Raw genomic sequence first — 21,197 nt, 5'->3', positions numbered from 1 at the left:
GGCCGCGTCACGACGCCGCGCGGAGGCCTCGCGCGGCCCGGGCCGGTCAGGCCCGGTACTTTCCGTGCCGCTTGACCAGCACGGTGGTGCCCACCGGCACCCGGTTGTAGAGGTCGACGATGTCCTCGTTGAGCATGCGCACGCAGCCGGAGGACATCTGCTCGCCGATGCTCCAGGGCTCGTTGGTGCCGTGGATGCGGAACAGCGTGTCGCGCGGGCCCTGGTAGAGATAGAGCGCCCGGGCGCCGAGCGGGTTGTCGAGCCCGCCCTTGCGCGAGCGCGGCAGGTCCGGGTTGAGGCTCACCATGGTGGCGGTCGGCCCCCAATCGGGCCAGACGCCCTTGCGGCCCACGGTGGCGGTGCCCTTCCACGAGAAGCCGAGCTTGCCGACCCCGACGCCGTAGCGCACGGCCTCGCCGTTGTCCTGCACGAGATAGAGCAGGCGCTCGTCGATATCGACCACGATGGTGCCGGGCTTCTCCGGCCCCGCATAGGCGACCACCTGGCGCCGGTACTTCGGATCCATCCGGCTGCGATCGACCAGGGGCACGTCGTAGGGCTGATCCGGCATCGCGCCGATGTACCACGCCGCGGGATCGTCCACGGCCGCGACCTTGACGGGAGCGCGGGCGTTGCAGGCTGCGAGCGGCAGGCCCGCGGCAAGGACGAGAAGGATCCGGCGCGGGAACATGGCAGGGCACCTCATGACTCTGGTTCGTCTGACGTCTCTCCTTTCCTCCTAACGGCATCCGACGCCCGGATGTGTGTCGTGCGGGCCGCAGGGTCGTGGGGAAGCGCGGCGGCTCAGGCGGCGATCGGCGGGATGTCGGTCATGGCGACGAGACGGCGGAACTCCTCGGCCGGGACCGGCCGCCCGAGCAGGAAACCCTGGAGTTCGGTGCAGCCGCACAGGCGCAGCAGCACGGATTGCTCCTGCGTCTCCACCCCCTCCGCCACGGTGTCCATCCCGAGATTGACCGCGAGGTCGGCCACCGCCCGCACGATCGCCGCCGAGTGCGGGTCGCTGCCGAGGGCCGCGGTGAACGAGCGGTCGATCTTGATCTTGTCGAACGGGAAGGTGCGCAGATAGCTCAGTGAGGAATAGCCGATTCCGAAATCATCGATGGCGATGCGCACGCCGAGCGCGCGCAGGTCGTGCAGCAGCGCGATGTTGGCGGCGCTGTCGGAGAGGAGCACCGACTCGGTGATCTCCAGTTCCAGCCGGCGCGGATCGAGGCCCGATTCCGCGAGGACCGCCCGCACCTGCCCGGCGAGGTCGGCGGTGCGGAACTGGAGGGGCGAGAGGTTGACGGCGACCCGGACCGGCCGGGCCCAGCCGGCGGCCTCCCGGCAGGCCGTCCGGAGCACCCATTCGCCGAGCGGGCCGATCAGCCCGATATCCTCCGCGATCGGCACGAATTCGGCGGGCGAGATGAAGCCCCGCTCGGGGTGGTTCCAGCGCAGCAGCGCCTCGCAGCCGACGATGCCGAGGTCGCGGCTCTCGCGCTGCGGCTGGTAATGCACCTGCAGGCCGGAGGCGGCGAAGGCGGCGCGCAGGTCGCGTTCCAGCGCGCGGCGGGCCTGGATCTCGGCCTCCATCGCGGGCTCGAAGGCGCGCGCCGTCCGGCGCCCGGCGGCCTTGGCCGCGTAGAGCGCCATGTCGGCCTTGCGCAGGAGCATGTCCGGATCCCCGGCATCGCCGGGGGCGAGCGCGATGCCGACGCTCGCGCCGACGCAGACCTCGTGGCCGCCGATGGTGAAGGGCCGGGTGAGCGCGGCGATCACCCGCTCGCCGATCGCGCTGGCCGCCTCGCGCTCCGGCACCCCGACCAGGATGGCGAACTCGTCGCCGCCGAGACGGGAGACGATCCCGTCCGGCACGCAGGCCGTGAGCCGGGCGGCGGCCTGACGCAGCAGCGCGTCGCCGGCGGGATGGCCGAGCGTGTCGTTCACGAGCTTGAAGCGGTCGAGGTCGAGGCAGAGCAGCGCGACGATGCCACCCGCCGCCTGATGGGCGATCGCCGCCATCAGCCGCTCGCGGAAGAGCACGCGGTTGGGCAGATCCGTCAGGGCGTCGTGATGCGCCATGTGGACGATGCGCGCCTCGGCCCGGCGCTGGCTCGTCACGTCGACGAGGGCCGTCAGCCGCGCCGAGCGCCCCTCGAAAGGGATCGCGCGGGTGAAGGCCGTGACGTCGATCAGGCTGCCGTCGCGGCGGCGGTGGCGCGACGACCCGTCGAAACCGGCGGGCGTGCCGACGGCGATCTCGGAGAGGTCCATCGAGAGGAAGGCGTCGCGAGCGAAGCCGTAATGCGCGACGGCGGCGTCGTTGACCGCCAGGAAGCGGCCGTCCTCCCCCGTGACCCACATCGGCAGCGGATTGGTCTCGAACAGCAGGCGCGCCGAGGATTCGCGCGCCTTGCTGTCGTCGATGTCGGTGAGGATCAGGCCGAGGAGATCGCCGAGGGGGGCGCCCTCGATCCGCAGGTGGCGCGGCGCCCCCGCGACCGCGCGGTCGTTCACCTCGAAGGCGACGCGCTGCTGGCCGTCGAGCGCGTCGAACAGGAGCGCCAGGGCGGCCGAATGGCGGAGATGCGGCAGGGCCACGCTCACCCGCTGCCAGATCAGCGCCTCGGCCGGGCGTCCCAGCATCGCCGCGGCCGCCTCGTTGAGGGCGATGATCTGCAGGTCGACGGGGCGCCCGTCCGGGTCCCGCACGGCGCTCGCCGCCACCATCCCGTGCCCGGTCGCGGCGAACAGCGCCTTCAGCAGGTTCGTGCGCGTCGTCTCGCCCGCGAGGCAGACAAGGACGAAGCGCTCGCCCGTGCGCCCGCGCAGCGGCAGGCCGAGGATCTCGGTCGTCGCGACGACGCCGCCGCTGACGCGGTTGCAGCGGGACCGCACCGGCTCGGCGGTGGCGAGCGCGTCCCGGATGATCTCCGACAGGGACTGCGCCAGACCCTCGCCCAGCCCCGCGATCGCGCGGCCGCGCGGGTCGACGCCCAGCCACGCCTCGAAGGCCTCCCCGCCCCAGAAGATCGTGGCGTCCTGCGCCGGCCCGGCGGATACGAGGGCGCATCGACTCGCCATGCGCCCGAGCCCGCCGAGGACGACATCCTCGTAGGCCGGCATGTCCCGGCTCGTCAGCCGTGCGGAGACCCAGCCTCGGAGCAGCGCGCCAGTCGAGTCGGCTCCCGTATTCATCACCCATGCCCCCGCGGCAGTCTCTGTCTTGTGCGGGGATATTCGTTACGGGGAACTGAATTGCGCCGGCTCACGATCAGGAGAAGCACCGTCGCGAGGCCGAATTCCGGCGGCCAGGCCCGTTCCGGTGGCCGCGATCCTATAGCGCCACTTCGATCAGGAACGGCCCGCGGCGGGCGAGGGCGTGGCGGAAGACATCGATGAACTGCGGCAGGGTCTCGACCCGGCGGCCTTCCACGCCGTAGCCGCGGGCGAGGCTCGGCCAGTCGATCGGCGGATCGTCCAGGGTGAGCATGTCGATGGCCTTGCGGCCCGGATTGGCCCCGACATTGGCGAGTTCCGCCCGCAGGATGGCGTAGGAGCGGTTCGACCAGATCAGCGTGACGACGTCGAGCTTCTCGCGCGCCTGGGTCCAGAGGGACTGCGCCGTGTAGAGGGCGCTGCCGTCCGCCTGCAGGGTGATGACCTTGCGGTCGGGGCAGGCGACGGCGGCGCCCGTCGCCATCGGGATGCCGAGGCCGATCGAGCCGCCGCTGAGCTGAAGCCACGTATGCGGCGCGGCGGCCTGCGTCACCGGGAAGAAGTTCCGGCCCGTCGTGATCGACTCGTCGCAGACGATGGCGCCCTCGGGAATCAGGGCGCCGAGCACCTGCCCGATGCTGTCCTGGTCGAGGCGCCCACCCTCCGGGAGGCCGGGCCGCGCGGGAGCCGGCGCGTCGATCGCGGCGGGTGCGCCCACCGCCTCGGCGAGGCGCTCCAGCGCGTCGATCTGGTCGTGCTCGGGGCTCGCCAGGGCGAAGACGTCGCAGGTGGCCGGCGCCAGCGCCGAGGGCTTGCCCGGATAGGCGAAGAAGGCGACCGGCAGCGTCGCCCCGACGAGGACGATGTGCCGATAGGGTTCGAGGACTGCGCGGGCCTGATCGACCGGATAGGGCAGCCGCTCGATCGGCACGCTGCCGGCGCCGCGATCGATGCGGGCGTTCGAGGTCATGGCGAGGAGCTTCGCCCCCGTCTTCGCGGCGATGCGGGCCGCGATGCGCCGGCCCTCCCCGCGCACCGCCCGGTCGCCGAGATGCAGGAGCACCGGCTCCCCGCTGCGCAGGGCCGCGGCCGCATGGGTGATCGCCTCGTCGGGAACCCTGGTCCGCGGCGGCACCGGCAGCGCCGCGGCGACGTCGCCGCCCTCCTCCCAGGCCGTGTCGGCGGGCAGGATCAGGGTGGCGACGCCGCCGGGGGGCGTGAGCGCGGCCGCGACCGCCGCGGCGCCGTCCGCCGCCACGTCGCGGGCGCTCAGCCCCGTGCGCACCCAGGCCGAGACGGGCTTGGCGAGGGATTCGATGTCGGAGGTCAGCGGCGCGTCGTAGGCCCGGTGATAGGTCGCGTGCTCGCCCACGATGTTGACGAGGGGCGTGCGTGCGCGTCGGGCATTGTGCAGGTTGGCGATGCCGTTGCCGAGCCCGGGGCCGAGATGGAGCAGCGTCGAGGCCGGCTTGTCGGCCATGCGGGCATAGCCGTCCGCCGCGCCGGTCGCCCCGCCCTCGAACAGGCACAGCACCGCCCGCATCCCCTCGACCCGGTCGAGGGCCGCCACAAAATGCATCTCGGACGTGCCCGGATTGGTGAAGCACACTTCAACGCCGCCCGCGACGAGCGTGCGGACGAGACTTTCGGCACCGTTCATGGCCATCGGCACGATACTCCCTCGAGCGCGCCCCGCCGGCGCGGGTCCCGGTCCGGCATGGGGGCGCATCACGTCTTCGGTTGAGAGTGGCGCCCGAGGGCAAGGCGATCGGGCGCCACTCCCGGGCGGACGGAACATCCGCCGACATAGTGCAGCGCGAGGGATCCCGAAGGCCACCCGCTCGTTGGAGGGTGAGGCTGGGCCGTTCGGCGCCGCGGCCTCCTTCCTTTGCGGCAGCGAGACTCCGATGCGACTCTTCCAATGCCAGTCCTGCGGCAACATCCTGTACTTCGAGAACCGGACCTGCGAGCGTTGCGGCCACAGCCTCGCCTATCTTCCCGAGACCGGCACGATGTCCGCGCTGGAGCCGGCGGGCGGTGACCGATGGACCCCGCTCGCCCTGCCGGACCGGTCCAGCCGATTCTGCGCCAACGCGGTGCATGACGCCTGCAATTGGCTGGTGCCGCCGGATTCGGACGACCAGTTCTGCCTCGCCTGCCGCCACAACGGCATCATCCCGGACATCTCGAACCCCGACCATCTCGAGGCATGGCGCAAGATGGAGGTGGCCAAGCACCGGCTGTTCTACACCCTGCTGCGCTGGAAGCTGCCGCTCACGACCCGCGCCGAGGATCCGGAGCACGGCCTGATCTTCAACTTCCTGGCCGATCCGCCTGCGGACGGCCCGAAGGTGATGACCGGGCACGACAACGGCGTCATCACCATCGCCCTGGTGGAGGCGGACGACGCCGAGCGCGAGAAGCGCCGCACCGCCATGGGCGAACCCTACCGGACCCTGCTCGGGCATTTCCGGCACGAGGTCGGCCACCATTACTGGGACGTGCTCGTCCGCGATGCCGGCAAGCTCGACGCCTGCCGGGCGGTGTTCGGCGACGATTCCCAGGATTACGGCGAGGCGCTGCAGCGCCACTACAACGAGGGTGTGCCGCCGAACTGGCAGGAGAACTTCGTCTCGGCCTACGCCACCACGCATCCGTGGGAGGATTTCGCCGAGACCTGGGCGCATTACCTGCACATCGTCGACACGCTGGAGATGGCGAGCGCCTTCGGCATGCAGGTCCAGCCGCTCCTCGACGCGACCGGCACGCTCGCGGCACGGATCGGGTTCGATCCCTACGCGGCGGAGAGCATCGAGCAGATCGTGAGCACGTGGCTGCCCGTCACCTTCGCGCTCAACAGCGTGAACCGGGCGATGGGCCTCAACGACCTCTATCCCTTCGTGCTCGCGCCGCCGGTGATCGCCAAGCTCGGCTTCATCCACGACCTCGTGCACGGCCGCGTGTGAGCCGGCCGGGCGGAAAGGCATGCGGCTCACCTTGCCGCCCTGCACCATCGCCGCCCAACCGGCAGCTGCTTCGGCGAAGGAGACCGAGTCGCGCGCCGCGCCGCCTCGGCGGTAGCGCGACCGGTCGGACGCGTCCATGATGGGGTCGAAGCCCCGGGGACGCGTCCGACGCCATCGGCGCCTCCCGTCGAGCGGGCAGGGAGAAACGCCGCATGAAGCTCGCCAGCCTCGCGCACGGCCGGGACGGCCGTCTCGTCGTCGTCTCGCGGGATCTCACCCGCGCGACCGATGCCTTCATCGTCGTGCCGACGCTCCAGCGGGCGCTCGATGATTGGCAGCGTTACGCGCCCGCCCTCGAAGCGCTGGCCGAGCAGCTCGAACACGGGTCGGTGCCCTCCTTCCGCTTCCACGAGCACGATTGCGCGGCGCCGCTGCCACGGGCCTTCGCGCGCCTGCACGCCGCGGCATGGCCGAGCCATCACCGCCTGCTGCGGCAGGCCGAGGGTGCGGAAGCCCCTGCCCTCGCCGAGGCGCCCTGGCGCCGAGCGGTCTCCGACGGCTTCCTCGGTCCCCGCGCCGCGATCCCGGCGGATCCGGCTGCCTCCCTCGACCTCGCCGCGGGCCTCGCCGTGATCACGGACGACGTGGCGCGGGGCGCGGATGCCGCTACGGCGCTCGGTGCCATCCGCCTCGTGACCCTGGTCGGCGAGGTGATCCGCCGCGACCGACTCAAGCCGGACGGGATCGACCGCGAGGGGCCGCTCGCGGCGGGTTTCTCGGCGAGCCTGGGTCCGGTGGCGGTGACGCCGGACGAACTCGGCGAGGCGTGGCAGGACGGGATGGTCCGCCGCCCGCTCTGCGTGACGCATAACGGTACGCTCCTCGGCCGGCCCGATCCGGGCGCCGATCTCGGCACGGATTTCGGTGCGCTCGTCGCGGAGGCGGCGCAGCGGCAGGCGCTCGGGGCCGGCACCATCGTGAGCGCCGGGCCGGTCTCGAACCGCGGCATCGACGGGGGCCCGGGACGCCCGGTGGCGGAGGGCGGAGCGGGCTATGCCTGCCTCGCCGAGGCGCGGGCGGCCGAGAGCCTGACCACGGGCTGGGCCCGCCTGCCCTATCTCGCCCCCGGCGACCGCCTGCGCCTCGAAGTGAAGGACCGGGCGGGGCACACGGTCTTCGGCGCGATCGAGCACGACGTGACCGGCTGATCCCGCCCCTGCCGCCGGGAGCGGGCGCGCTATCTCACGGTGGCGCCCCGCTTGGCGGCCCCTCTTGCGCCCCCTCGAACGAGACCGCGATGCCCGATCCCGAACCCTTCCCCGACCTCGCCGCGGACCTCCCCGAGGTGCCGCTGCGGCCGGCGATCCATCTCGATCACTGCGTCATCCACGTCTCGGACTGGGACCGGGCCACGGCCTTCTATCGGGACGTGCTCGGGGCCGAGCCGGTGCCGGTCGGCAAGGGCTTCGCCTACCGGTTCGGCGGCGTGCAGCTCAACGTCCACGGCCCCGGCCAGATCGGCGAGCCGCGGGCGAGCCGGCCGGTCATGCCGGGCGGCAGCGATCTCTGCTTCCGCTGGTCGGGCCCGATCGAGGAGGCGATCGCCCATCTCGACCGGCACGGGGTGCCGGTCGAACTCGGTCCGGTCCCGCGCAACGGCGCGGCCGGCCCCGGCATCAGCGTCTATTTCCGCGATCCGGACGGCTCGCTGATGGAATTCATCACGTATCCGCCCCCGTAGCCGGCGCGGTGTTCACAGCCCCGAGACGAGGTGGCCGCCATCCACCGGCACGGTGGCTCCGGTCATCCAGGCCGAGGCCTCGCCGGCGAGGAGCAGGAAGGCGCCGTCGAGATCCGAGGGCTGCCCGAGCCGGCGCATGGGGATGCGCTTGACGAGCGCCGTCCCGGCGGGACTCTCGAAGAAATCGCGGTTGATGTCGGTGTCGATGTAGCCCGGCGCCAGCGCGTTGACCCGGATGCCGTAGCGCGCCCATTCGAGGGCGAGCGCCTCCGTCATCTGCACCACGGCGGCCTTCGACACCGTGTAGGGGCCGACGCCGCCCGCGACCCGAAGCCCGAGGATCGAGGCGACGTTGAGGATGACGCCGCCGCGCCCGGCATCGCGCCAGCGCCGCGCCGCCGCGGTCGACATCACCCAGACTCCGCGCAGGTTGGTGGCGAGCACCCGGTCGAACACGTCGAGGGGCGTGTCGATCGCCGCCCCACCCTCGGCGATGCCCGCATTGTTCACGACCACGTCCGGCAGGTCGTCGAGGGCCGCGAAGGCCGCCTCGACCGAATCCGCATCCGCCACGTCGAGGGCGACCGCGCGGGCCCGCGGCGAGCCGGCGGCTTCGAGGGCGGCGAGGAGGGCGTCGAGGCGGTCCTTGCGCCGGGCCGCGACGGTCACGGCCGCCCCGCAGGCGGCGCAGAGACGGGCGAAATGGTCGCCGAGCCCGCTCGACGCACCGGTCACCAGCACGTGGCGGCCCTTCAGGCCGGCAGCGAGATCCATGGCGCTTCCTCGTCGTCTTGATTGTCGGGCACCGGCATCACGGCGCCTGATCTCCGATGCGCAGCGGACGATCAGCCCGTTCACCGCTGGGCGAGCTGCTGGTTCGTCAGCTCCAGGCGGTGGGCGAGTTCCCGCATGACCGCGATGGCGATCTGCGGGAACTGGCTCAGAAGCTCCAGGAAGACCCGCCGGTCGATGCGCAAAGCGGTGGTCGGGCCGACCGCCGTGACCGTGGCGGAACGGGGCTGGTCGGCCAGGATGCCCATCTCGCCGACGAGAGCGTTGGCGCCGAGCACCGCGAGGCGGATCGCGCCCCCCGGTCCCTCGATCGTCACCGCCGCCTCCCCCTCCAGGATCAGGTAGGCGGCGTCGGCCATGTCGCCCTGGTCGAAGAACTTCTGGTCCGCCGCGAAATGCACCCGCTCGCTCGTGAAGGCGAGGAGCTTGAGGCGGGACGGATCGACCTCCCGGAACATCGGCACTTGGCGCAGCGACTGCACCTCGGTCTCGAGCGTCATGCCTCTCTTCCCGGCTCTCTGGAGCGAACCTTGCCGCAGGGCTGCGCCCGGCGCCAGCCCTGGGTTGCATGCAGGGCGGGAAAAGCCATGCGGCCCGTCCGCCTAGGTGCCCGTCATCTCCCGCTCCGGCGCGATGGAGGTGCCCTGCGCCCGCAGCACCATGTCGAAGAGCGGGGCGGTGCGGTCGTTCGGCAGGACGGCGACGAGGCTGGTCTCGCGGCCGAAATGCTCGAGGAGGAGCGTCAGCACCGCCCGCGCGCGATTCTCGCCCATCGGCGAGAGAGCGCCGTCGAGGACCAGGAGGTCGGGCCGGCGCACGAGCGCGCGGATCAGGCTGATCGCCGCCCGCTGGCCGCCGGTGAGGAAGCGCCCGGCCGGGCCGACCTGATGGTCGAGCCCGACGCGGGCGACCGCGTCCGCGAGGTCGAGCGCCTCGACGGTGGCCGAGATCGCCGCCGTGACCGTGGCGGTCGCGTCGGCCACCGACTGGTTGATGCGCCCGAACAGCAGGTTGTCCCGCAAGGGGGCCGCCGCGCAGACGGCGCTGGGCTCGTAGAACTCGACGCCGCCCTCCCCGGCATCGTCGAAGGCCTTGTGCAGGGCCGCGCGGGCGAGAACGAGCCGCTTGCGCAAGGTCTCGTCGAGAAGGCCGAGACGGTGGCGCGGCTCGATATAGGCGAGCGGCAGGGCGATGAGCCGCGTCGCATCCGCCGCGCTATAGCGTTCGAGGCCGAGCCAGCGCCGACGCGTGCGCGAGAACCACGAGCCGCCGTGGCGCTCGTCGGAAGCCTCGGTGGCGGTGCGCCGCGCCAGGATCGCCTCGTATTCCGGCAGTTCGTCCGCCGACAGGAAGGAGAACTGCTCGAAGAGCGGATGGCCCATCGGCAGGCCCTGGAAGATCTCCAGCATCGTCTGGGCGATGCGCTCGCCCATCAGCACGAGGTCGCCCGTGAGGCCGCTGGCGTCGAGGACGCTGCGGACGATGGGGTGCTCCGCCATCGCCCGGCCGGTGAGGCTCGGGGTGGTGGGCACGCCGAAGAGCAGGTTCTCGCCGACCGTGGCCTGCCGGTTGTAGCGGTCCGGATCGAAGGGCTCGACGAGGTGCTCCATCCCCTTGGCGGCGAGCCGCTCGCGCAGGGCGCGGCGCGCCTCGATCAGCCGCGCGGCGAGGTCGGCATGCCGCACCGGATCGACCTGCCCGAGCAGGCCGAACCGGTAGACCTCCTCGCCCATGCCGACGCGGCGCAGCCAGTCGAGGATCAGCGCGTCGAGGCTCGGCTCATCGGACACGCCCGCCTGCTCGTAGTCGATCCAGCCGCCGACGAGGCCCTGGGACGGGTTGCCGGTGCGGCGGGCCTCCGCGAGGCGGCGCCGCTCCTCCGGACTGTCGGGCCGCGGCTCCGTCTCGGGCGGCCGGTGCAGCCCGTACACGATGTTGTCGCGCAGCGACCCGGGAAACAGCACCGGCTCGACGCTCGCATAGGCGATCCGGCGCGCGAGCGCGCGGGACGCCCATTCGTTGAGATCGTCCCCGCCGATCATGACCCGGCCGCGGGACGGCGCGAGCCGGTTGGCGAGGATGCGCGCGAGCGCGCTCGCCGCGGGGCTTCCGTCGCTGATGATGCCCAAGCGCGTCGGCAGCCCGACGGTGAGCGAGACCCCTTCGAGGAGCGGGCCGTGCGCCTCCTTCACCCACACGTCCTCGACCACGAGGGTGCCGACGAGCGGCGCGTCGCGCCCCGGCGTCTCCGGGGGCAGGAGCCGGTCGGGCAGGAATTGCTGCACGACCTGCTCGTACTTCACCTGCACGTCGAGCCGCTGCTGGTCCCAGTCGATCAGCTCCTTGAGCGGCGGCGGCAGGTCGCGATAGGCGGCGATCACCGCCACCAGCTGGCCGATGCTGAGCTGCCCCTTGAGCGCGAAATAGCCGCCGATGCAGTAGAACAGGAACGGCGTCATCTGCGCGAGCAGGTTGTTCAGGAACTTCACCATGAACTTGCGCTGGTAGATGCGCAGGCGAAGCTCGAAGAGCCCGTAGAGCCGCTGGCCGATCTCGGCCCGCTCCCACGGCTCGGCCCCGTTGGCGTGCACCGCCTCGATCCCGTCCACCACCTCGCCGACGCGGCCGGCGAGCCGGCGGGAGGCGAGCTGCCGGCGGCGGCCCAGGCGCAGGAGTTCGCGGCGCAGGCGCGGGATCACCACGAACTGCACGCCGACCACGCCAGCCGCCATCAGCCCGAGCCAGACGTTCTGGATGAGGATGAAGGCCATGGCCGTGGCGGCCTGGGTGCCGAGGAAGGCCGGCAGGATGTAGGCATCGCCGATGAAGCCGCCGATCGGCTCGACCTCGTCGCGCACGATGGTGGCGAGTTCCGAGGATTTGGCCTGCCGGACCGATTCCGGCGAGAAGCGCAGGATCAGCGAGAACAGCTGGAAGCGCAGCCGCCGCAGCATCCGCTCGCCGAGCGCGCCCTTGGCGACGTTGATCCAGTACTTGAAGGCGCCGTTGATCATCACCAACAGCAGGAACAACGAGGACAGGCCGAACAGCAGCTGGAACCGGTCGACCTCGAAGCCGTCGAAGAGCGGCCGGTCGCCGCCGAACAGGTCCGGCACGTGCAGCCGGAGCACCAGGAAGCGGGCCGACCCGTTGCCGTGCTCGAAGGCATGGCCCTGGATCGCCTCGTTGACGATGCGACGGGGCAGGTCGAGGGACGCGAAGTAGAGCGGCAGCGAAGCGAGCACGACCGCGCAGATCAGGATCTGATCGCGCTTCGAGTGCCGCCAGATGTAGCGGAACAGGCTCCGGTCGAGACCGCCCGCCGCGTCGGCCGCCTCCGGGTCGTTTCCGGCGAGCGGGGCGGCGGCCGGCGGAGCGGAGCGGCCGGCGAAGCCGGTCACGGCCCGATTGTGCTCGACCGCTCCTGCCCCGTCCGTCATGCGCCCCCCGTTTCGCGGTCCGATGCTCGACGCGCCGCCGTCCAGGCCCCCGCCAGGCCCCCGGGCACCGCGGCGACACGCTGCGGGCTCGGCGAGGCTCGGCCGCTCGTCGGAGCCGTCGGGCCGTGGATCTGCTTACGGCGCGGCGGCCTGGGAGGAAATGGGCTTTGGGGCCGACGAGCTTGGCCGAGGAGCTCGGCAGATGCGCGGCCTCAATCCTTGCGGGTCGTGAGGCCGCCCGGCCGGCGGGTGACGAGCAGGTCCTGGGCGTGCGGCGAATCCTCGGGCTCGCGGCCGGTGACCGGCTCCGCGGCATTCTCCGAGGCCGGCATGGGTGGCAGAGCGTCGCAGTTCGGTGCCGGCGCCCGATCGGGCTGCAAGGCGGCTTGTCGCTTCACCATGGCGGGGTTCGTCATCGCGATGGGCTCCCAGCTCGGCCGGCCACGCCGCCAGGGCACGGGCTCGGCCTGTTCATGCCGGTTCCGGGGCGGATCCGGCCCCTGGCGAACGTGATCCCGACCGGGGCGGTTCCGGGAGGCGGCAGCGCGGCCCCCCTCGATTTCCCCCCTGCTCCGAAACGGCACAGGAACCATCAATTGCGCTGAAGGTTGAGTGGTCGAGGACACCGGCCAAGGAGGCATTCATGGCTACCGGAAATTCGACCTCGAAGCGTGGTTTCGCCTCGATGGATATGGAGCGGCAGCGCGAGATCGCCAGCAAGGGCGGCCGCAGCGTTCCCGCCGAGAAGCGGTCCTTCTCCCAGGATCGGGAACTCGCCTCGTCCGCCGGCCGCAAGGGCGGGCAGGCTTCGGGCTCGGGCCGGTCCAGCGAGGACTGACGGACCCTCCGACACCGCCGTGACCCGACACGACGCCGGGTCACGGTGGTTTTTCGCGCGTCCGTCCTCATCCTCCCGGCCGACAGCAATACGGGCGCCTCATCGGCGCCCGTTTTCGTTGCGGCGGCCTCACGCGCGTTCGCACCCTGCGCAGAGCCGTTCCGGGCCTTGCGGCAGGGTACGGGAGAGACGGAACCGTTCCGTCAGGCGGCGAGCTGCGTGACCACGAGGTTCCGCTTGAGCAGCAGCGCGCAGATCGTGTCGTCCTCGGGGCGCGTGAGCACGATGCCGGCGAGGAGCCGTTCCAGCCGCTCGCTCTCGGACGAGGACACCGCCGCCTCGCAACGCACCCGCTCCGGGGCCGGGGGGGGCGTTTGGGTATCGGGCTCCTGATAGCCGAGCATGGTTCTCTCCCTGTAACGATCGGTTCTTGGTTGGCCGGCCGGACCAGCCCGCGACCGGATTTCAGCCCGCGACCGGACCAGGTCCGATCTGCGCGAGGCAGCGGCTCGGCAGCAGGCGGCGTGCCTCTTGACCGGCGAGACCGCTGATCGCGCCCTCGCAGCCCTCCAGCATCCGGCGTCCGGTCCCGATCTCCTTGGCGGTGGGCGTGGCCGGGCCGCGCTGCTCGACCACGGGGGCACCGTCGCGACTGCGCACGGTCACCTGGGGAAGCGCGGTGTCGCGGGCGACGAGGGTGGTGTTCGCGGCCGAGTCGGTCTGGAACACGATGTCCCCCGCCTCGTTCCGCAGCGTGACCTTCGTCGCGCCGAGCCCGGTGATCTCGACTGCCACGGGCTTCTGCGGAACCCGCGCGGGCTGCGCGGGCGCCAACCGATCCCCCTTGACAAGCTCAACCGCGCCTGCCGCCGGGCGGGCGAGCGCGACCATCGAATGCTCGATCAGCGGCTGAGCGACGATCGCAAGAAGTGCCGCCGGTGCGGTGATGCCGAAGAAGAGTTGAGCGCGCAGCATACGCGGGTCCTCGGAGCGAAGCTTGACACGTCACTTTTATAACGTCGTGGCCAGCCAAGTCGTTCCGCGTCCCGGTGCGAAAACGGGACAGTGCATGGCGACCATTCGAGGGAGTGCCTTAACGCCTCGGTAACCCCGAAGAGGTGCGTCGGCGCACCCCGGGCGCGGCACGAAAGACACACTCGCCGAAAAACCGCGCGCGTGTCCGGGAACCAGCCGGGTCGGGGGGACGTTGAGACAGCAACCCGGCCACCTGGTCCTCCCCGCATTCCCCTTGTGCATTGGCCGGAAACTGAAAACGGGCCGGATCATGATCCGGCCCGTTCTTTATTGTCGGGATCTGAAAAGACGGACGGCCTCCCCCAGAGGGAGAGGCCGTGGCATCGGGCCGAGGCTCTCGTTCAGACGGTGGCCTTGGCCTCGCGGCGGCGGGCGCTCTGCTGGAAGAACAGCGCTTGGCTGATCACGGCCGAGACGTTGGCCGGCTGGAAGGGCTTGGCGATGAGGAAGGCCGGTTCGGGCCGCTCGCCGGTGAGGAAGCGCTCCGGATAGGCGGTGATGAAGATCACCGGCACTTCGAAGGTCTTGAGCAGGTCGTTGACCGCGTCGAGGCCCGAGCTGCCGTCGGCGAGCTGGATGTCGGCGAGGATCAGGCCGGGACGACGGCCTTCCGCCAGCTTGATCGCCTCGGTCCGGGTGCGCGCCACGCCGGTGACGTTGTGGCCGAGCCCCTCCACCAGGGCTTCGAGGTCCATCGCGATGAGCGGCTCGTCCTCGATGATGAGGATCTCGGTCGCCATGTCGGCGGCCAGTTCGCGGCCGGCCTCGTCGACGAGGTCGCGCACCTCGGACACGTCCACGCCGAGGATCGTGGCGGCATCCTCCTCCGAGAAGCCTTCGAGGCAGGAGAGCAGGAAAGCCTGACGCGGCAGCGGGGTGATCTGGCCGAGGCGCACCTCCGCCGGCAGGTCGTGCTGCACCTGGTCGCTCTGCCCGTTCACCGAGAGGGAGTTCCAGATTCGCGTGAAGACTCGGAACAGATCGGCCTTGACGTTCGCGCTCCGGCCGAGCGTCTCGGGCTCGTTGACCAGCGTCTCGAGCGTCGCGGCCACGTAGGCATCGCCGGCCACCTGACTACCGGTCAGCGCGCGCGCGTAGCGACGCAGGTACGGCAGGTGCTGCACGACGAGTTGTGCTGTCGACATTCATGTCCCCTTGAGTGGTGTCGCGCGTGCGAGATCCCTGGTCTCAACGCCCCGCTCGCACGTTCGTTCCGGCACGGGGAACCGCCCGGGTCCGACCGCGTTGTCGGCGCAAGAGCGCGTGTTGGTCAACAAGCGCCGCGGCGTCGTCCTGCCCGCTCGTCGAGGACAGGACGAAGGGGATTTGCATGATCGACTGCAAGGGGTTGGGGGGTGCTCAGGTGCCCTCGGATGATGGAATTGCCGCAAGCCCCGAGCAGCCCGGGCTCGATCGCACCACCCAGGGACGTATCGGATCCCATCTCCGTGCGATGTACGACGAACTGATGCAGCAGCCGATTCCGGACCGCTTCATCGATCTGCTCGCCGAACTCGACGGCAGCCGGAAGAAGGCCGAGCGCGACACCTGAGGCGCTGCTTCGAGCCTTCTGCTTGGGAACCGGCGCCGCAGGCCTCCCCGCGACACCGTTGCGCTCCGCCGGGAGCTGCCATGCCCCGCGAGCGGGGCCGCCGTCAGAGTGTGGGGGACCGCCCGCGCAGGAGGCCGACCACCGCCGAGATGGCGAAGAGCACGACGGCGACGAAGAAGATGATCTTCGCGGCCTCCACCGCGGTGCCCGCGATGCCGCCGAAGCCGAAGAGCGCGGCCACCAGGGCCACGACGAGGAAAGTAACCGCCCAACCCAGCATGGCGAGAACCTTTCGTTCATTACGTCATCGGCCGGCGGCCGATCTTGAGCCTGAAAAACGTCAAGCCTGCCCCGCGGTTCCGCTTTGTCGCAGCGACGAACGGCCGATGAACCTCCATCTTGGGGAAGACGCCCAGGGGCGCGGGGGTGCCGGAACCGGCGTTCCGCACCGCACGTTGCTCCGGCGAACCATTGGAGGCTGCACGATGAACCGATCCATTGCCCTGCAGGCCGGCCTCGCCCTCCTGATCGGGCTGCTCCTGGTCGGGTTCGCGTCGGCCGGCTCCCTGGTCCCGGTTCTGACGGCCGGCGCGATCGTCGCCGCTGCCGCCGCCCTCGCGGCCCTGCGCGGCGGTGCGCAGCCCGTCCCGGTGCCCGTCCGTGCCCGGCGTCCACGCCGCTGATCCATCTCCGCCCGCGGCCGTGATCGCGGCCTGATTGCGAAGCGGCCGGATCGGAGATGTCCGGCCGGCCCCGCCCCGTCGTCGGTGTTTCACACCGATTGCCCGCGTGAGAGGCGTCCTCTTATCTGCCTCCTGTTCCGACGGGAGGCGTCACCATGGTTCCGAGCCGGCTCGTCGCTTCGTGTCGGCTGCGCAGCGTTCTCCTCGGCGCGATGATCGGCCTCGGCGGCGCGATCGGCGCCACGACGCTGGTGCGAACCGCCGACGCCGCCGGCCTCATCGAGACGCTGTTCGGCGAATCGCCGCGCCGGATCGAAGCCCTGGCGCCCATCGCAACCCGGCCCGTCCTCGGCGCCTTGCGGCGCGTCCCGCGGCCGGAGCGAGCCATCCGGCGATCCGCCTCGCCCCTGCACCTGCGCCCCGGAGCAACGCCACGCGCGGATCGGCGGGCCGCCATCGGCGGCGCCCGGACGGTCTGCGTGCGGACCTGCGACGGCTTCATGTTCCCCCTCGCGACCCTGCGCGCGAAAGGCGATCTCGACCGGCATCGGAGTGCCTGCGCGGCGGCCTGCCCGGGGGCCGAGACGGCGCTCTACACGCTCGCGGGCGGCCGGGAACTCGATCAGGCCGTAAGCCTCGGCGGACAGCCTTACCGCCGGCTCGCCAGCGCCCTCGTCTACCGGACCCGCAGCGTTCCCGGCTGCACCTGCCACCCGGGCGGCACGACGGGCCCAGTGGCGCACGCGATCGCGCGCGACCCGACGCTGCACATGGGCGACGCCGTTGCGATGCGCGACACGGCGGCGATCTTCACCGGCCGGGGCGCGGGAGGGCAGCCGCTCTTCGCCGATTTCCGCCGGTCCGCAGCCGTCTCGTCCGCGTCGCGTCAGGATCTCGACCGCATCCTCGACGTGAGCCGCCGGGAGCGCGTCCGCGCCGCCTTCCGCCTGGAACTCGCCCGCACCGCGCGCGCGGCGGCAAAGCCGGTCCGCCTCGCCGAGGCGGGCGGCTTCACGGTCCTGTCGGCCCGGGCGGCCTTCGCCCCGGTGCGGGTGGTGGCGCCCTCGCCCTATCGCTGAGTCGCCCTCGACAGGAGCCGCCGCCGCCGATAACCCCGACCGACAACCCCGAATGCGCGAGGGTCGCGCGAGGAGATATCCGGTTGACCCAGTCCGAAGCGCCGGTCTTCACCCGTGAGGCGCCGCAGAGCGGCCGGATCGAGGCGGTGTCGCCCCTGGTGCGACGGCTGGTCTGCCCGAATGGCGGCCCCTTCACCCAGACGGGGACCTGCACCTACGTCGTCGGGCACGGCCGCGTCGCAGTGATCGATCCGGGGCCCGGCGAAGCGGGGCAGGTGGAGGCGCTGCTCGCCGCGCTCGGCAGCGAGACCGTGACGGCGATCGTCGTCACGCACACCCATCGCGACCATTCCCCGGGCGCGCGCGCCCTCAAGGCGGCGACGGGCGCGCCCATCGTCGGCTGCGGGCCGCACCGCGCCGCCCGGGCCCTGCGCGGCAGCGAGCAGAACCTCCTCGATGCGGCCGGCGACTGCGACCATCGCCCGGACCGGGAGATGCGCGACGGCGACGTGCTCGACGGGCCCGGCTGGACCCTGCGAGCGCTCGAAACCCCGGGCCACACCATGAACCACCTCGCCTTCGCGTTGCCGGAGGAGGAGACACTGTTCTCGGGCGACCATGTGATGGCGTGGTCGACCAGCATCGTGGCACCGCCGGACGGGGCGATGGGCGCCTACATGGCCTCCCTCGACCGGCTGAAGGGCCGGTCGGAGCGGATCTACTGGCCCGGCCATGGCGGCCCCGTGCGCGAGCCCCAGCGCTTCGTGCGGGCGCTCTCCCACCACCGCCGCGCCCGCGAGGCGGCGGTCCTCGACCGGCTGGCGACGGGCGACCGCACCATCCCGGCACTGGTCGCGCAGATCTACCAGGGGCTCGACCCGCGCCTGAAGGGCGCGGCGGCCCTCTCGGTCTTCGCCCATCTGGAGGATCTCGTCGGCCGCGGCCTCGCCGCCACCGACGGGGAGCCGACGCTGGAGGGCGAGTACCGGACCGTCTGATACGGTTTCCGGACGATCACTTTCGGAAACGGTATCACGAGCCCGCGCGGCGCCTGAGCGAGGCCGGTTTCCGCATCGCGAAGCGATCATCCGGAAACCGTATGAGGCCAACCCTGGCGATGGCCGAACGGCTCGCCCCGAACGCGGATCACTTCACCGCGATGGCGAGGTTCGACAGCTCCTCCAGGTAGGAGCGGATATGATCGGCGTTCTGGCCGAAATCGCGGTCGCCGTAGCGCGAGGCGGCCCGCACGTCGAGGCGGGCGCCGTCCGCCCGTGGCTTCACTCGCACGGTGACGTCGTAGGGCAGGCCGAGCAGGCGCGAGCGCACCACGGCCTCGATGCGCCCGTTCCCCACCCGTCCGCCCGGACGGTAGGCTTCCACCACTTGCCACTTGCGGTTGGCCGCCGCCTTCAGGGCGAGCTGGTAGGCCTCGTCCGCGCCGAGGTCGAGGGTGAGCGGAGCGATCTGCGGATAGGCCTCCCGCTGCAAAGCCCGCGCGGCGGGGGTGACGTCGGGCGGCAGTCGCCCCGCCCGCGCCGCATAGGCCGCCCGCGAGCGCGAGAAGGCCGGCGGCTCGGCGATGTCGGTCGAGATATCGGTGAGCCGCGGCAGCATCAGCCCCCGCGCGGCCATGTAGCCCGGATAGGCCAGGACGAGGCCCGCGAGGAGCAGGCCGCCGACCGCGGTGCCGAGGCCGCGCGCGCCCTCGTTCCAGATCCGCACGAAGGCGCCGAGGGCGAGGAGCACTGCCAGCGCCGCGACCACGACGCCCGCCCCGAGCGCCGCGAGGGCCGGGCCGGTCTCGGCCCGCGGATCGCGCACCAGGATGAGGGCGATCCCCACCACGGCGAGCGCGAACCATGCGAAGCGCAGCGACCAGGGGGCTGCCCGCGTCACGGGCTCCTCGGCGATCAGGCGGCGCATGCGGAGCGGAACGGGAAGCGGGCGGGCATGCCACGGTTAGTAGAGGGCGGCCCGCCCGCAGGAAACCCCTCCCTGCCCCGTCCTGAACAGACTCGCATTGGCGGGCCACCGCTTCGTCCGCTGAGCTTCCTGATGGATCGCCGGTTCTGCGACAAAAACCGGCGATCCCTTTCGCGCGATCGGCTCAGGCCGCTCCCGGCAACCGGTAGTCGCGGAAACGGTCGCGCAGGGCGGTCTTCTGGATCTTGCCCGTGGCGGTGTGGGGAATCTCCTCGACCAGCACCACGTCGTCGGGCAGCCACCATTTCGCGATGCGCGGGCGCATGAAGTCGAGGATGTCGGCCTTGTCCGGCTGGCAGCCGGCCTTCGGCACCACGACGAGGAGCGGCCGCTCGTCCCATTTCGGATGCGCGACGCCGATCACCGCCGCCTCGGCCACCTGCGGATGGCCGATGGCGAGGTTCTCGAGTTCGATCGAGGAGATCCACTCGCCGCCGGACTTGATCACGTCCTTCGAGCGGTCGGTGATCGTCATGTAGCCGTGCGGATCGATCGTCGCGATGTCGCCGGTGTCGAAGAAGCCGTGTTCGTCGAGGATCGGCGTGTCGTCCCCGTAATAGGCCTTGGCCACGGCCGGGCCTGCCACCGTGAGCCGCCCGAAGGTGACGCCGTCCCAGGGCAGCTCGCGGCCGTCGTCGTCGGTGAGCCGGAACTCGACCCCGAAGGGCGGATAGCCCTGCTTCATCTTCAGGTCGAGGCGCGCCTCGCCCGTGAGGGTCTCCACCTCCGGCTTGAGCGAGCAGAAGGAACCGATCGGGCTCATCTCGGTCATGCCCCAGGCATGCACGACGCTGACGCCGTGATCGCGCTCGAAGCGCTCCGTCATCGCCCGCGGGCAGGCCGAGCCGCCGATCAGCACCCGGCGGAGATGGCTGAGCCGCCCGCCCGTGGCGTCGAGGTGCTGGAGCAGGCCGAGCCACACGGTGGGCACGGCCGCCGTCATCGTCACGCCGGTCGTCTCCAGGAGGTCGTGGATCGAGGCGCCGTCGAGCTTCGGCCCCGGCATCACCAGCGCAGCGCCCGCCATCGGCGCCGAGAAGGCGAGCGACCAGCTGTTGGCGTGGAACAGCGGCACCACCGGCATCGCCACGTCGCGGCTGGCGAGGCCGATGTAATCGGGGCCGCTCCCTGTCAGGGCGTGCAGGATGTTCGAGCGGTGCGAATAGAGCACGCCCTTCGGGTGGCCCGTCGTCCCGGAGGTGTAGCAGAGACCGGCGGCGGTGTTCTCCTCGACGGCGGCCCAGGCGAAGTCCGCATCCGCCTCGGCGAGCCAATCCTCGTAGGCGACCGCGTTGCGCAGGCTGGTCTGCGGCATGTGGGCGCCGTCCGTGAGCAGGACGTAGCGCTCGATCGTCGGCAACTGGTCGGCGATGCGCTCCACCAGCGGCACGAAGGTGAGGTCGAGGAGGAGGATGCGATCCTCCGCGTGGTTGATGATGTAGGCGATCTGCTCCGTGAACAGCCGGGGATTCACCGTGTGGTAGATCGCCCCGATCCCGGTGATGCCGTACCACGCCTCCAGATGGCGCCAGGTGTTCCAGGCCAGCGTCGCGACGCGGTCCCCGAGGCGGATGCCGTCCTGCTCCAGACGTTTGGCGAGGCGCAGGGCCCGCTCGCGCACCGCGCGGTAATCCGTGCGGTGGATAGGCCCCTCGACCGAGCGGGAGATCACCGCGCGATCCGGGTGCTGGGAGGCCGCGTAATCGATGACGCGATGGATCCGCAGGGGCCAGTCCTGCATCAGGCCGAGCATGGCGTATCGCTCCTTACCCTAGGGCGCGTGGCGCGCCGTATCGCGTCGGCCTGTCCGGACGACGGACGGGCGGCGAGGCCCGTCGCGATGCAGTCTAAGCATCATTC

21 protein-coding genes are annotated in these 21,197 nt (G+C 71.6%); 8 read left to right on the top strand and 13 right to left on the bottom strand.

The genetic code is table 11. The annotated features are described in order from the left end of the window. Nucleotides 1–46: 46 nt before the first annotated feature. From ACE101_RS20210 to ACE101_RS20200, 3 genes are all read right to left on the bottom strand, one after another. Nucleotides 47–691 (bottom strand): L,D-transpeptidase, encoded by a 645-nt coding sequence (locus ACE101_RS20210; RefSeq protein ID WP_379133251.1) that lies wholly within the window; start codon nt 689–691, stop codon nt 47–49. Nucleotides 692–804: 113 nt separating this feature from the next. Further along, nucleotides 805–3,132: a putative bifunctional diguanylate cyclase/phosphodiesterase gene (locus tag ACE101_RS20205; RefSeq protein WP_379133249.1), complete on the bottom strand. Its 2,328-nt coding sequence runs from the start codon at nt 3,130–3,132 to the stop codon at nt 805–807. Between the two features lie 211 nt (nt 3,133–3,343). Further along, a complete protein-coding gene (locus ACE101_RS20200; protein ID WP_379133246.1) occupies nt 3,344–4,891 on the bottom strand; it encodes an acetolactate synthase large subunit in 1,548 nt (515 codons plus the stop codon). 241 nt (nt 4,892–5,132) lie between these two features. On the opposite strand from ACE101_RS20200, the gene ACE101_RS20195 reads away from it, so the two are divergent. The 3 genes from ACE101_RS20195 (at nt 5,133) to ACE101_RS20185 (ending at nt 7,932) form a co-directional block, all read left to right on the top strand. Beyond that, nucleotides 5,133–6,191 (top strand): zinc-binding metallopeptidase family protein, encoded by a 1,059-nt coding sequence (locus ACE101_RS20195; RefSeq protein WP_379133244.1) that lies wholly within the window; start codon nt 5,133–5,135, stop codon nt 6,189–6,191. Nucleotides 6,192–6,403: 212 nt separating this feature from the next. Further along, nucleotides 6,404–7,399 carry a fumarylacetoacetate hydrolase family protein gene (locus ACE101_RS20190; RefSeq protein WP_379133241.1) on the top strand — a complete coding sequence of 332 codons (996 nt, stop codon included), beginning with the start codon at nt 6,404–6,406 and terminating at the stop codon, nt 7,397–7,399. 89 nt (nt 7,400–7,488) lie between these two features. After that, a complete protein-coding gene (locus ACE101_RS20185; protein ID WP_379133239.1) occupies nt 7,489–7,932 on the top strand; it encodes a VOC family protein in 444 nt (147 codons plus the stop codon). A gap of 12 nt (nt 7,933–7,944) precedes the next feature. Here ACE101_RS20185 and ACE101_RS20180 read toward each other — a convergent pair whose 3' ends face one another. The 4 genes from ACE101_RS20180 to ACE101_RS20165 all read right to left on the bottom strand — a co-directional run bounded on the left by ACE101_RS20180 (nt 7,945) and on the right by ACE101_RS20165 (nt 12,580). Continuing rightward, entirely contained in the window at nt 7,945–8,706 is a 762-nt protein-coding gene (locus ACE101_RS20180) for an SDR family NAD(P)-dependent oxidoreductase (RefSeq protein WP_379133237.1), read from the bottom strand. Nucleotides 8,707–8,786: 80 nt separating this feature from the next. Beyond that, a complete protein-coding gene (locus tag ACE101_RS20175; RefSeq protein ID WP_379133234.1) occupies nt 8,787–9,224 on the bottom strand; it encodes a Crp/Fnr family transcriptional regulator in 438 nt (145 codons plus the stop codon). Nucleotides 9,225–9,326: 102 nt separating this feature from the next. After that, nucleotides 9,327–12,125, bottom strand: a complete 2,799-nt coding sequence (locus ACE101_RS20170; RefSeq protein ID WP_379133231.1) for an ABC transporter transmembrane domain-containing protein — start codon at nt 12,123–12,125, stop codon at nt 9,327–9,329. Nucleotides 12,126–12,376: 251 nt separating this feature from the next. Next, nucleotides 12,377–12,580, bottom strand: coding sequence for a hypothetical protein (locus ACE101_RS20165; protein ID WP_379133228.1), 204 nt, complete (start codon nt 12,578–12,580; stop codon nt 12,377–12,379). Nucleotides 12,581–12,807: 227 nt separating this feature from the next. Here ACE101_RS20165 and ACE101_RS20160 point away from each other — a divergent pair, with 227 nt between their 5' ends. Next, nucleotides 12,808–13,002 (top strand): con-10 family general stress protein, encoded by a 195-nt coding sequence (locus tag ACE101_RS20160; RefSeq protein ID WP_012332567.1) that lies wholly within the window; start codon nt 12,808–12,810, stop codon nt 13,000–13,002. Between the two features lie 203 nt (nt 13,003–13,205). Here ACE101_RS20160 and ACE101_RS20155 read toward each other — a convergent pair whose 3' ends face one another. The 3 genes from ACE101_RS20155 to ACE101_RS20145 all read right to left on the bottom strand — a co-directional run bounded on the left by ACE101_RS20155 (nt 13,206) and on the right by ACE101_RS20145 (nt 15,182). Beyond that, complete coding sequence (locus ACE101_RS20155) at nt 13,206–13,406, bottom strand: hypothetical protein (protein WP_379133223.1); 201 nt, start codon at nt 13,404–13,406, stop codon at nt 13,206–13,208. 61 nt (nt 13,407–13,467) lie between these two features. Next, the gene (locus ACE101_RS20150) at nt 13,468–13,977 is read right to left on the bottom strand and encodes a hypothetical protein (RefSeq protein WP_379133221.1); all 510 of its coding nucleotides are present in this window, start codon (nt 13,975–13,977) and stop codon (nt 13,468–13,470) included. A 401-nt stretch (nt 13,978–14,378) separates the two neighbouring features. Further along, nucleotides 14,379–15,182: a response regulator gene (locus tag ACE101_RS20145; protein WP_379133218.1), complete on the bottom strand. Its 804-nt coding sequence runs from the start codon at nt 15,180–15,182 to the stop codon at nt 14,379–14,381. Between the two features lie 185 nt (nt 15,183–15,367). Between ACE101_RS20145 and ACE101_RS20140 the strand changes: the two genes are divergently transcribed. After that, nucleotides 15,368–15,589: a NepR family anti-sigma factor gene (locus ACE101_RS20140; RefSeq protein WP_379133215.1), complete on the top strand. Its 222-nt coding sequence runs from the start codon at nt 15,368–15,370 to the stop codon at nt 15,587–15,589. A gap of 103 nt (nt 15,590–15,692) precedes the next feature. Here ACE101_RS20140 and ACE101_RS20135 read toward each other — a convergent pair whose 3' ends face one another. After that, a complete protein-coding gene (locus ACE101_RS20135) occupies nt 15,693–15,869 on the bottom strand; it encodes a DUF1328 domain-containing protein (protein ID WP_379133213.1) in 177 nt (58 codons plus the stop codon). 205 nt (nt 15,870–16,074) lie between these two features. On the opposite strand from ACE101_RS20135, the gene ACE101_RS20130 reads away from it, so the two are divergent. The 3 genes from ACE101_RS20130 (at nt 16,075) to ACE101_RS20120 (ending at nt 18,349) form a co-directional block, all read left to right on the top strand. After that, complete coding sequence (locus ACE101_RS20130; protein WP_379133210.1) at nt 16,075–16,272, top strand: hypothetical protein; 198 nt, start codon at nt 16,075–16,077, stop codon at nt 16,270–16,272. Between the two features lie 155 nt (nt 16,273–16,427). Continuing rightward, nucleotides 16,428–17,351: a DUF2865 domain-containing protein gene (locus tag ACE101_RS20125; RefSeq protein WP_379133207.1), complete on the top strand. Its 924-nt coding sequence runs from the start codon at nt 16,428–16,430 to the stop codon at nt 17,349–17,351. An 83-nt stretch (nt 17,352–17,434) separates the two neighbouring features. Then, nucleotides 17,435–18,349 (top strand): MBL fold metallo-hydrolase, encoded by a 915-nt coding sequence (locus ACE101_RS20120; RefSeq protein WP_379133204.1) that lies wholly within the window; start codon nt 17,435–17,437, stop codon nt 18,347–18,349. Between the two features lie 148 nt (nt 18,350–18,497). Here ACE101_RS20120 and ACE101_RS20115 read toward each other — a convergent pair whose 3' ends face one another. Both ACE101_RS20115 and ACE101_RS20110 read right to left on the bottom strand, forming a co-directional pair. After that, nucleotides 18,498–19,277: a DUF1499 domain-containing protein gene (locus tag ACE101_RS20115; protein ID WP_379133201.1), complete on the bottom strand. Its 780-nt coding sequence runs from the start codon at nt 19,275–19,277 to the stop codon at nt 18,498–18,500. Nucleotides 19,278–19,461: 184 nt separating this feature from the next. Beyond that, entirely contained in the window at nt 19,462–21,090 is a 1,629-nt protein-coding gene (locus ACE101_RS20110; RefSeq protein WP_379133199.1) for a long-chain-fatty-acid--CoA ligase, read from the bottom strand. Between the last annotated feature and the right edge of the window lie 107 nt (nt 21,091–21,197).

The sequence above is a fragment of the Methylobacterium carpenticola genome (genome assembly GCF_042748905.1).
GTDB classification, from domain to species: Bacteria; Pseudomonadota; Alphaproteobacteria; order Rhizobiales; family Beijerinckiaceae; genus Methylobacterium; species Methylobacterium carpenticola.
Note: the sequence above shows the minus strand (reverse complement) of the source record. Positions and strands in the feature narration are given on the sequence as shown.

Coding starts and splice junctions, on each gene's coding strand:
- ACE101_RS20210 (WP_379133251.1), bottom strand. CDS start 691: ATGTTCCCGCGCCGGATCCTTCTCGTCCTTGCCGCGGGCCTGCCGCTC.
- ACE101_RS20205 (WP_379133249.1), bottom strand. CDS start 3,132: ATGCCGGCCTACGAGGATGTCGTCCTCGGCGGGCTCGGGCGCATGGCG.
- ACE101_RS20200 (WP_379133246.1), bottom strand. CDS start 4,891: ATGGCCATGAACGGTGCCGAAAGTCTCGTCCGCACGCTCGTCGCGGGC.
- ACE101_RS20195 (WP_379133244.1), top strand. CDS start 5,133: ATGCGACTCTTCCAATGCCAGTCCTGCGGCAACATCCTGTACTTCGAG.
- ACE101_RS20190 (WP_379133241.1), top strand. CDS start 6,404: ATGAAGCTCGCCAGCCTCGCGCACGGCCGGGACGGCCGTCTCGTCGTC.
- ACE101_RS20185 (WP_379133239.1), top strand. CDS start 7,489: ATGCCCGATCCCGAACCCTTCCCCGACCTCGCCGCGGACCTCCCCGAG.
- ACE101_RS20180 (WP_379133237.1), bottom strand. CDS start 8,706: ATGGATCTCGCTGCCGGCCTGAAGGGCCGCCACGTGCTGGTGACCGGT.
- ACE101_RS20175 (WP_379133234.1), bottom strand. CDS start 9,224: ATGACGCTCGAGACCGAGGTGCAGTCGCTGCGCCAAGTGCCGATGTTC.
- ACE101_RS20165 (WP_379133228.1), bottom strand. CDS start 12,580: ATGACGAACCCCGCCATGGTGAAGCGACAAGCCGCCTTGCAGCCCGAT.
- ACE101_RS20160 (WP_012332567.1), top strand. CDS start 12,808: ATGGCTACCGGAAATTCGACCTCGAAGCGTGGTTTCGCCTCGATGGAT.
- ACE101_RS20155 (WP_379133223.1), bottom strand. CDS start 13,406: ATGCTCGGCTATCAGGAGCCCGATACCCAAACGCCCCCCCCGGCCCCG.
- ACE101_RS20150 (WP_379133221.1), bottom strand. CDS start 13,977: ATGCTGCGCGCTCAACTCTTCTTCGGCATCACCGCACCGGCGGCACTT.
- ACE101_RS20145 (WP_379133218.1), bottom strand. CDS start 15,182: ATGTCGACAGCACAACTCGTCGTGCAGCACCTGCCGTACCTGCGTCGC.
- ACE101_RS20140 (WP_379133215.1), top strand. CDS start 15,368: ATGATCGACTGCAAGGGGTTGGGGGGTGCTCAGGTGCCCTCGGATGAT.
- ACE101_RS20135 (WP_379133213.1), bottom strand. CDS start 15,869: ATGCTGGGTTGGGCGGTTACTTTCCTCGTCGTGGCCCTGGTGGCCGCG.
- ACE101_RS20130 (WP_379133210.1), top strand. CDS start 16,075: ATGAACCGATCCATTGCCCTGCAGGCCGGCCTCGCCCTCCTGATCGGG.
- ACE101_RS20125 (WP_379133207.1), top strand. CDS start 16,428: ATGGTTCCGAGCCGGCTCGTCGCTTCGTGTCGGCTGCGCAGCGTTCTC.
- ACE101_RS20115 (WP_379133201.1), bottom strand. CDS start 19,277: ATGCGCCGCCTGATCGCCGAGGAGCCCGTGACGCGGGCAGCCCCCTGG.
- ACE101_RS20110 (WP_379133199.1), bottom strand. CDS start 21,090: ATGCTCGGCCTGATGCAGGACTGGCCCCTGCGGATCCATCGCGTCATC.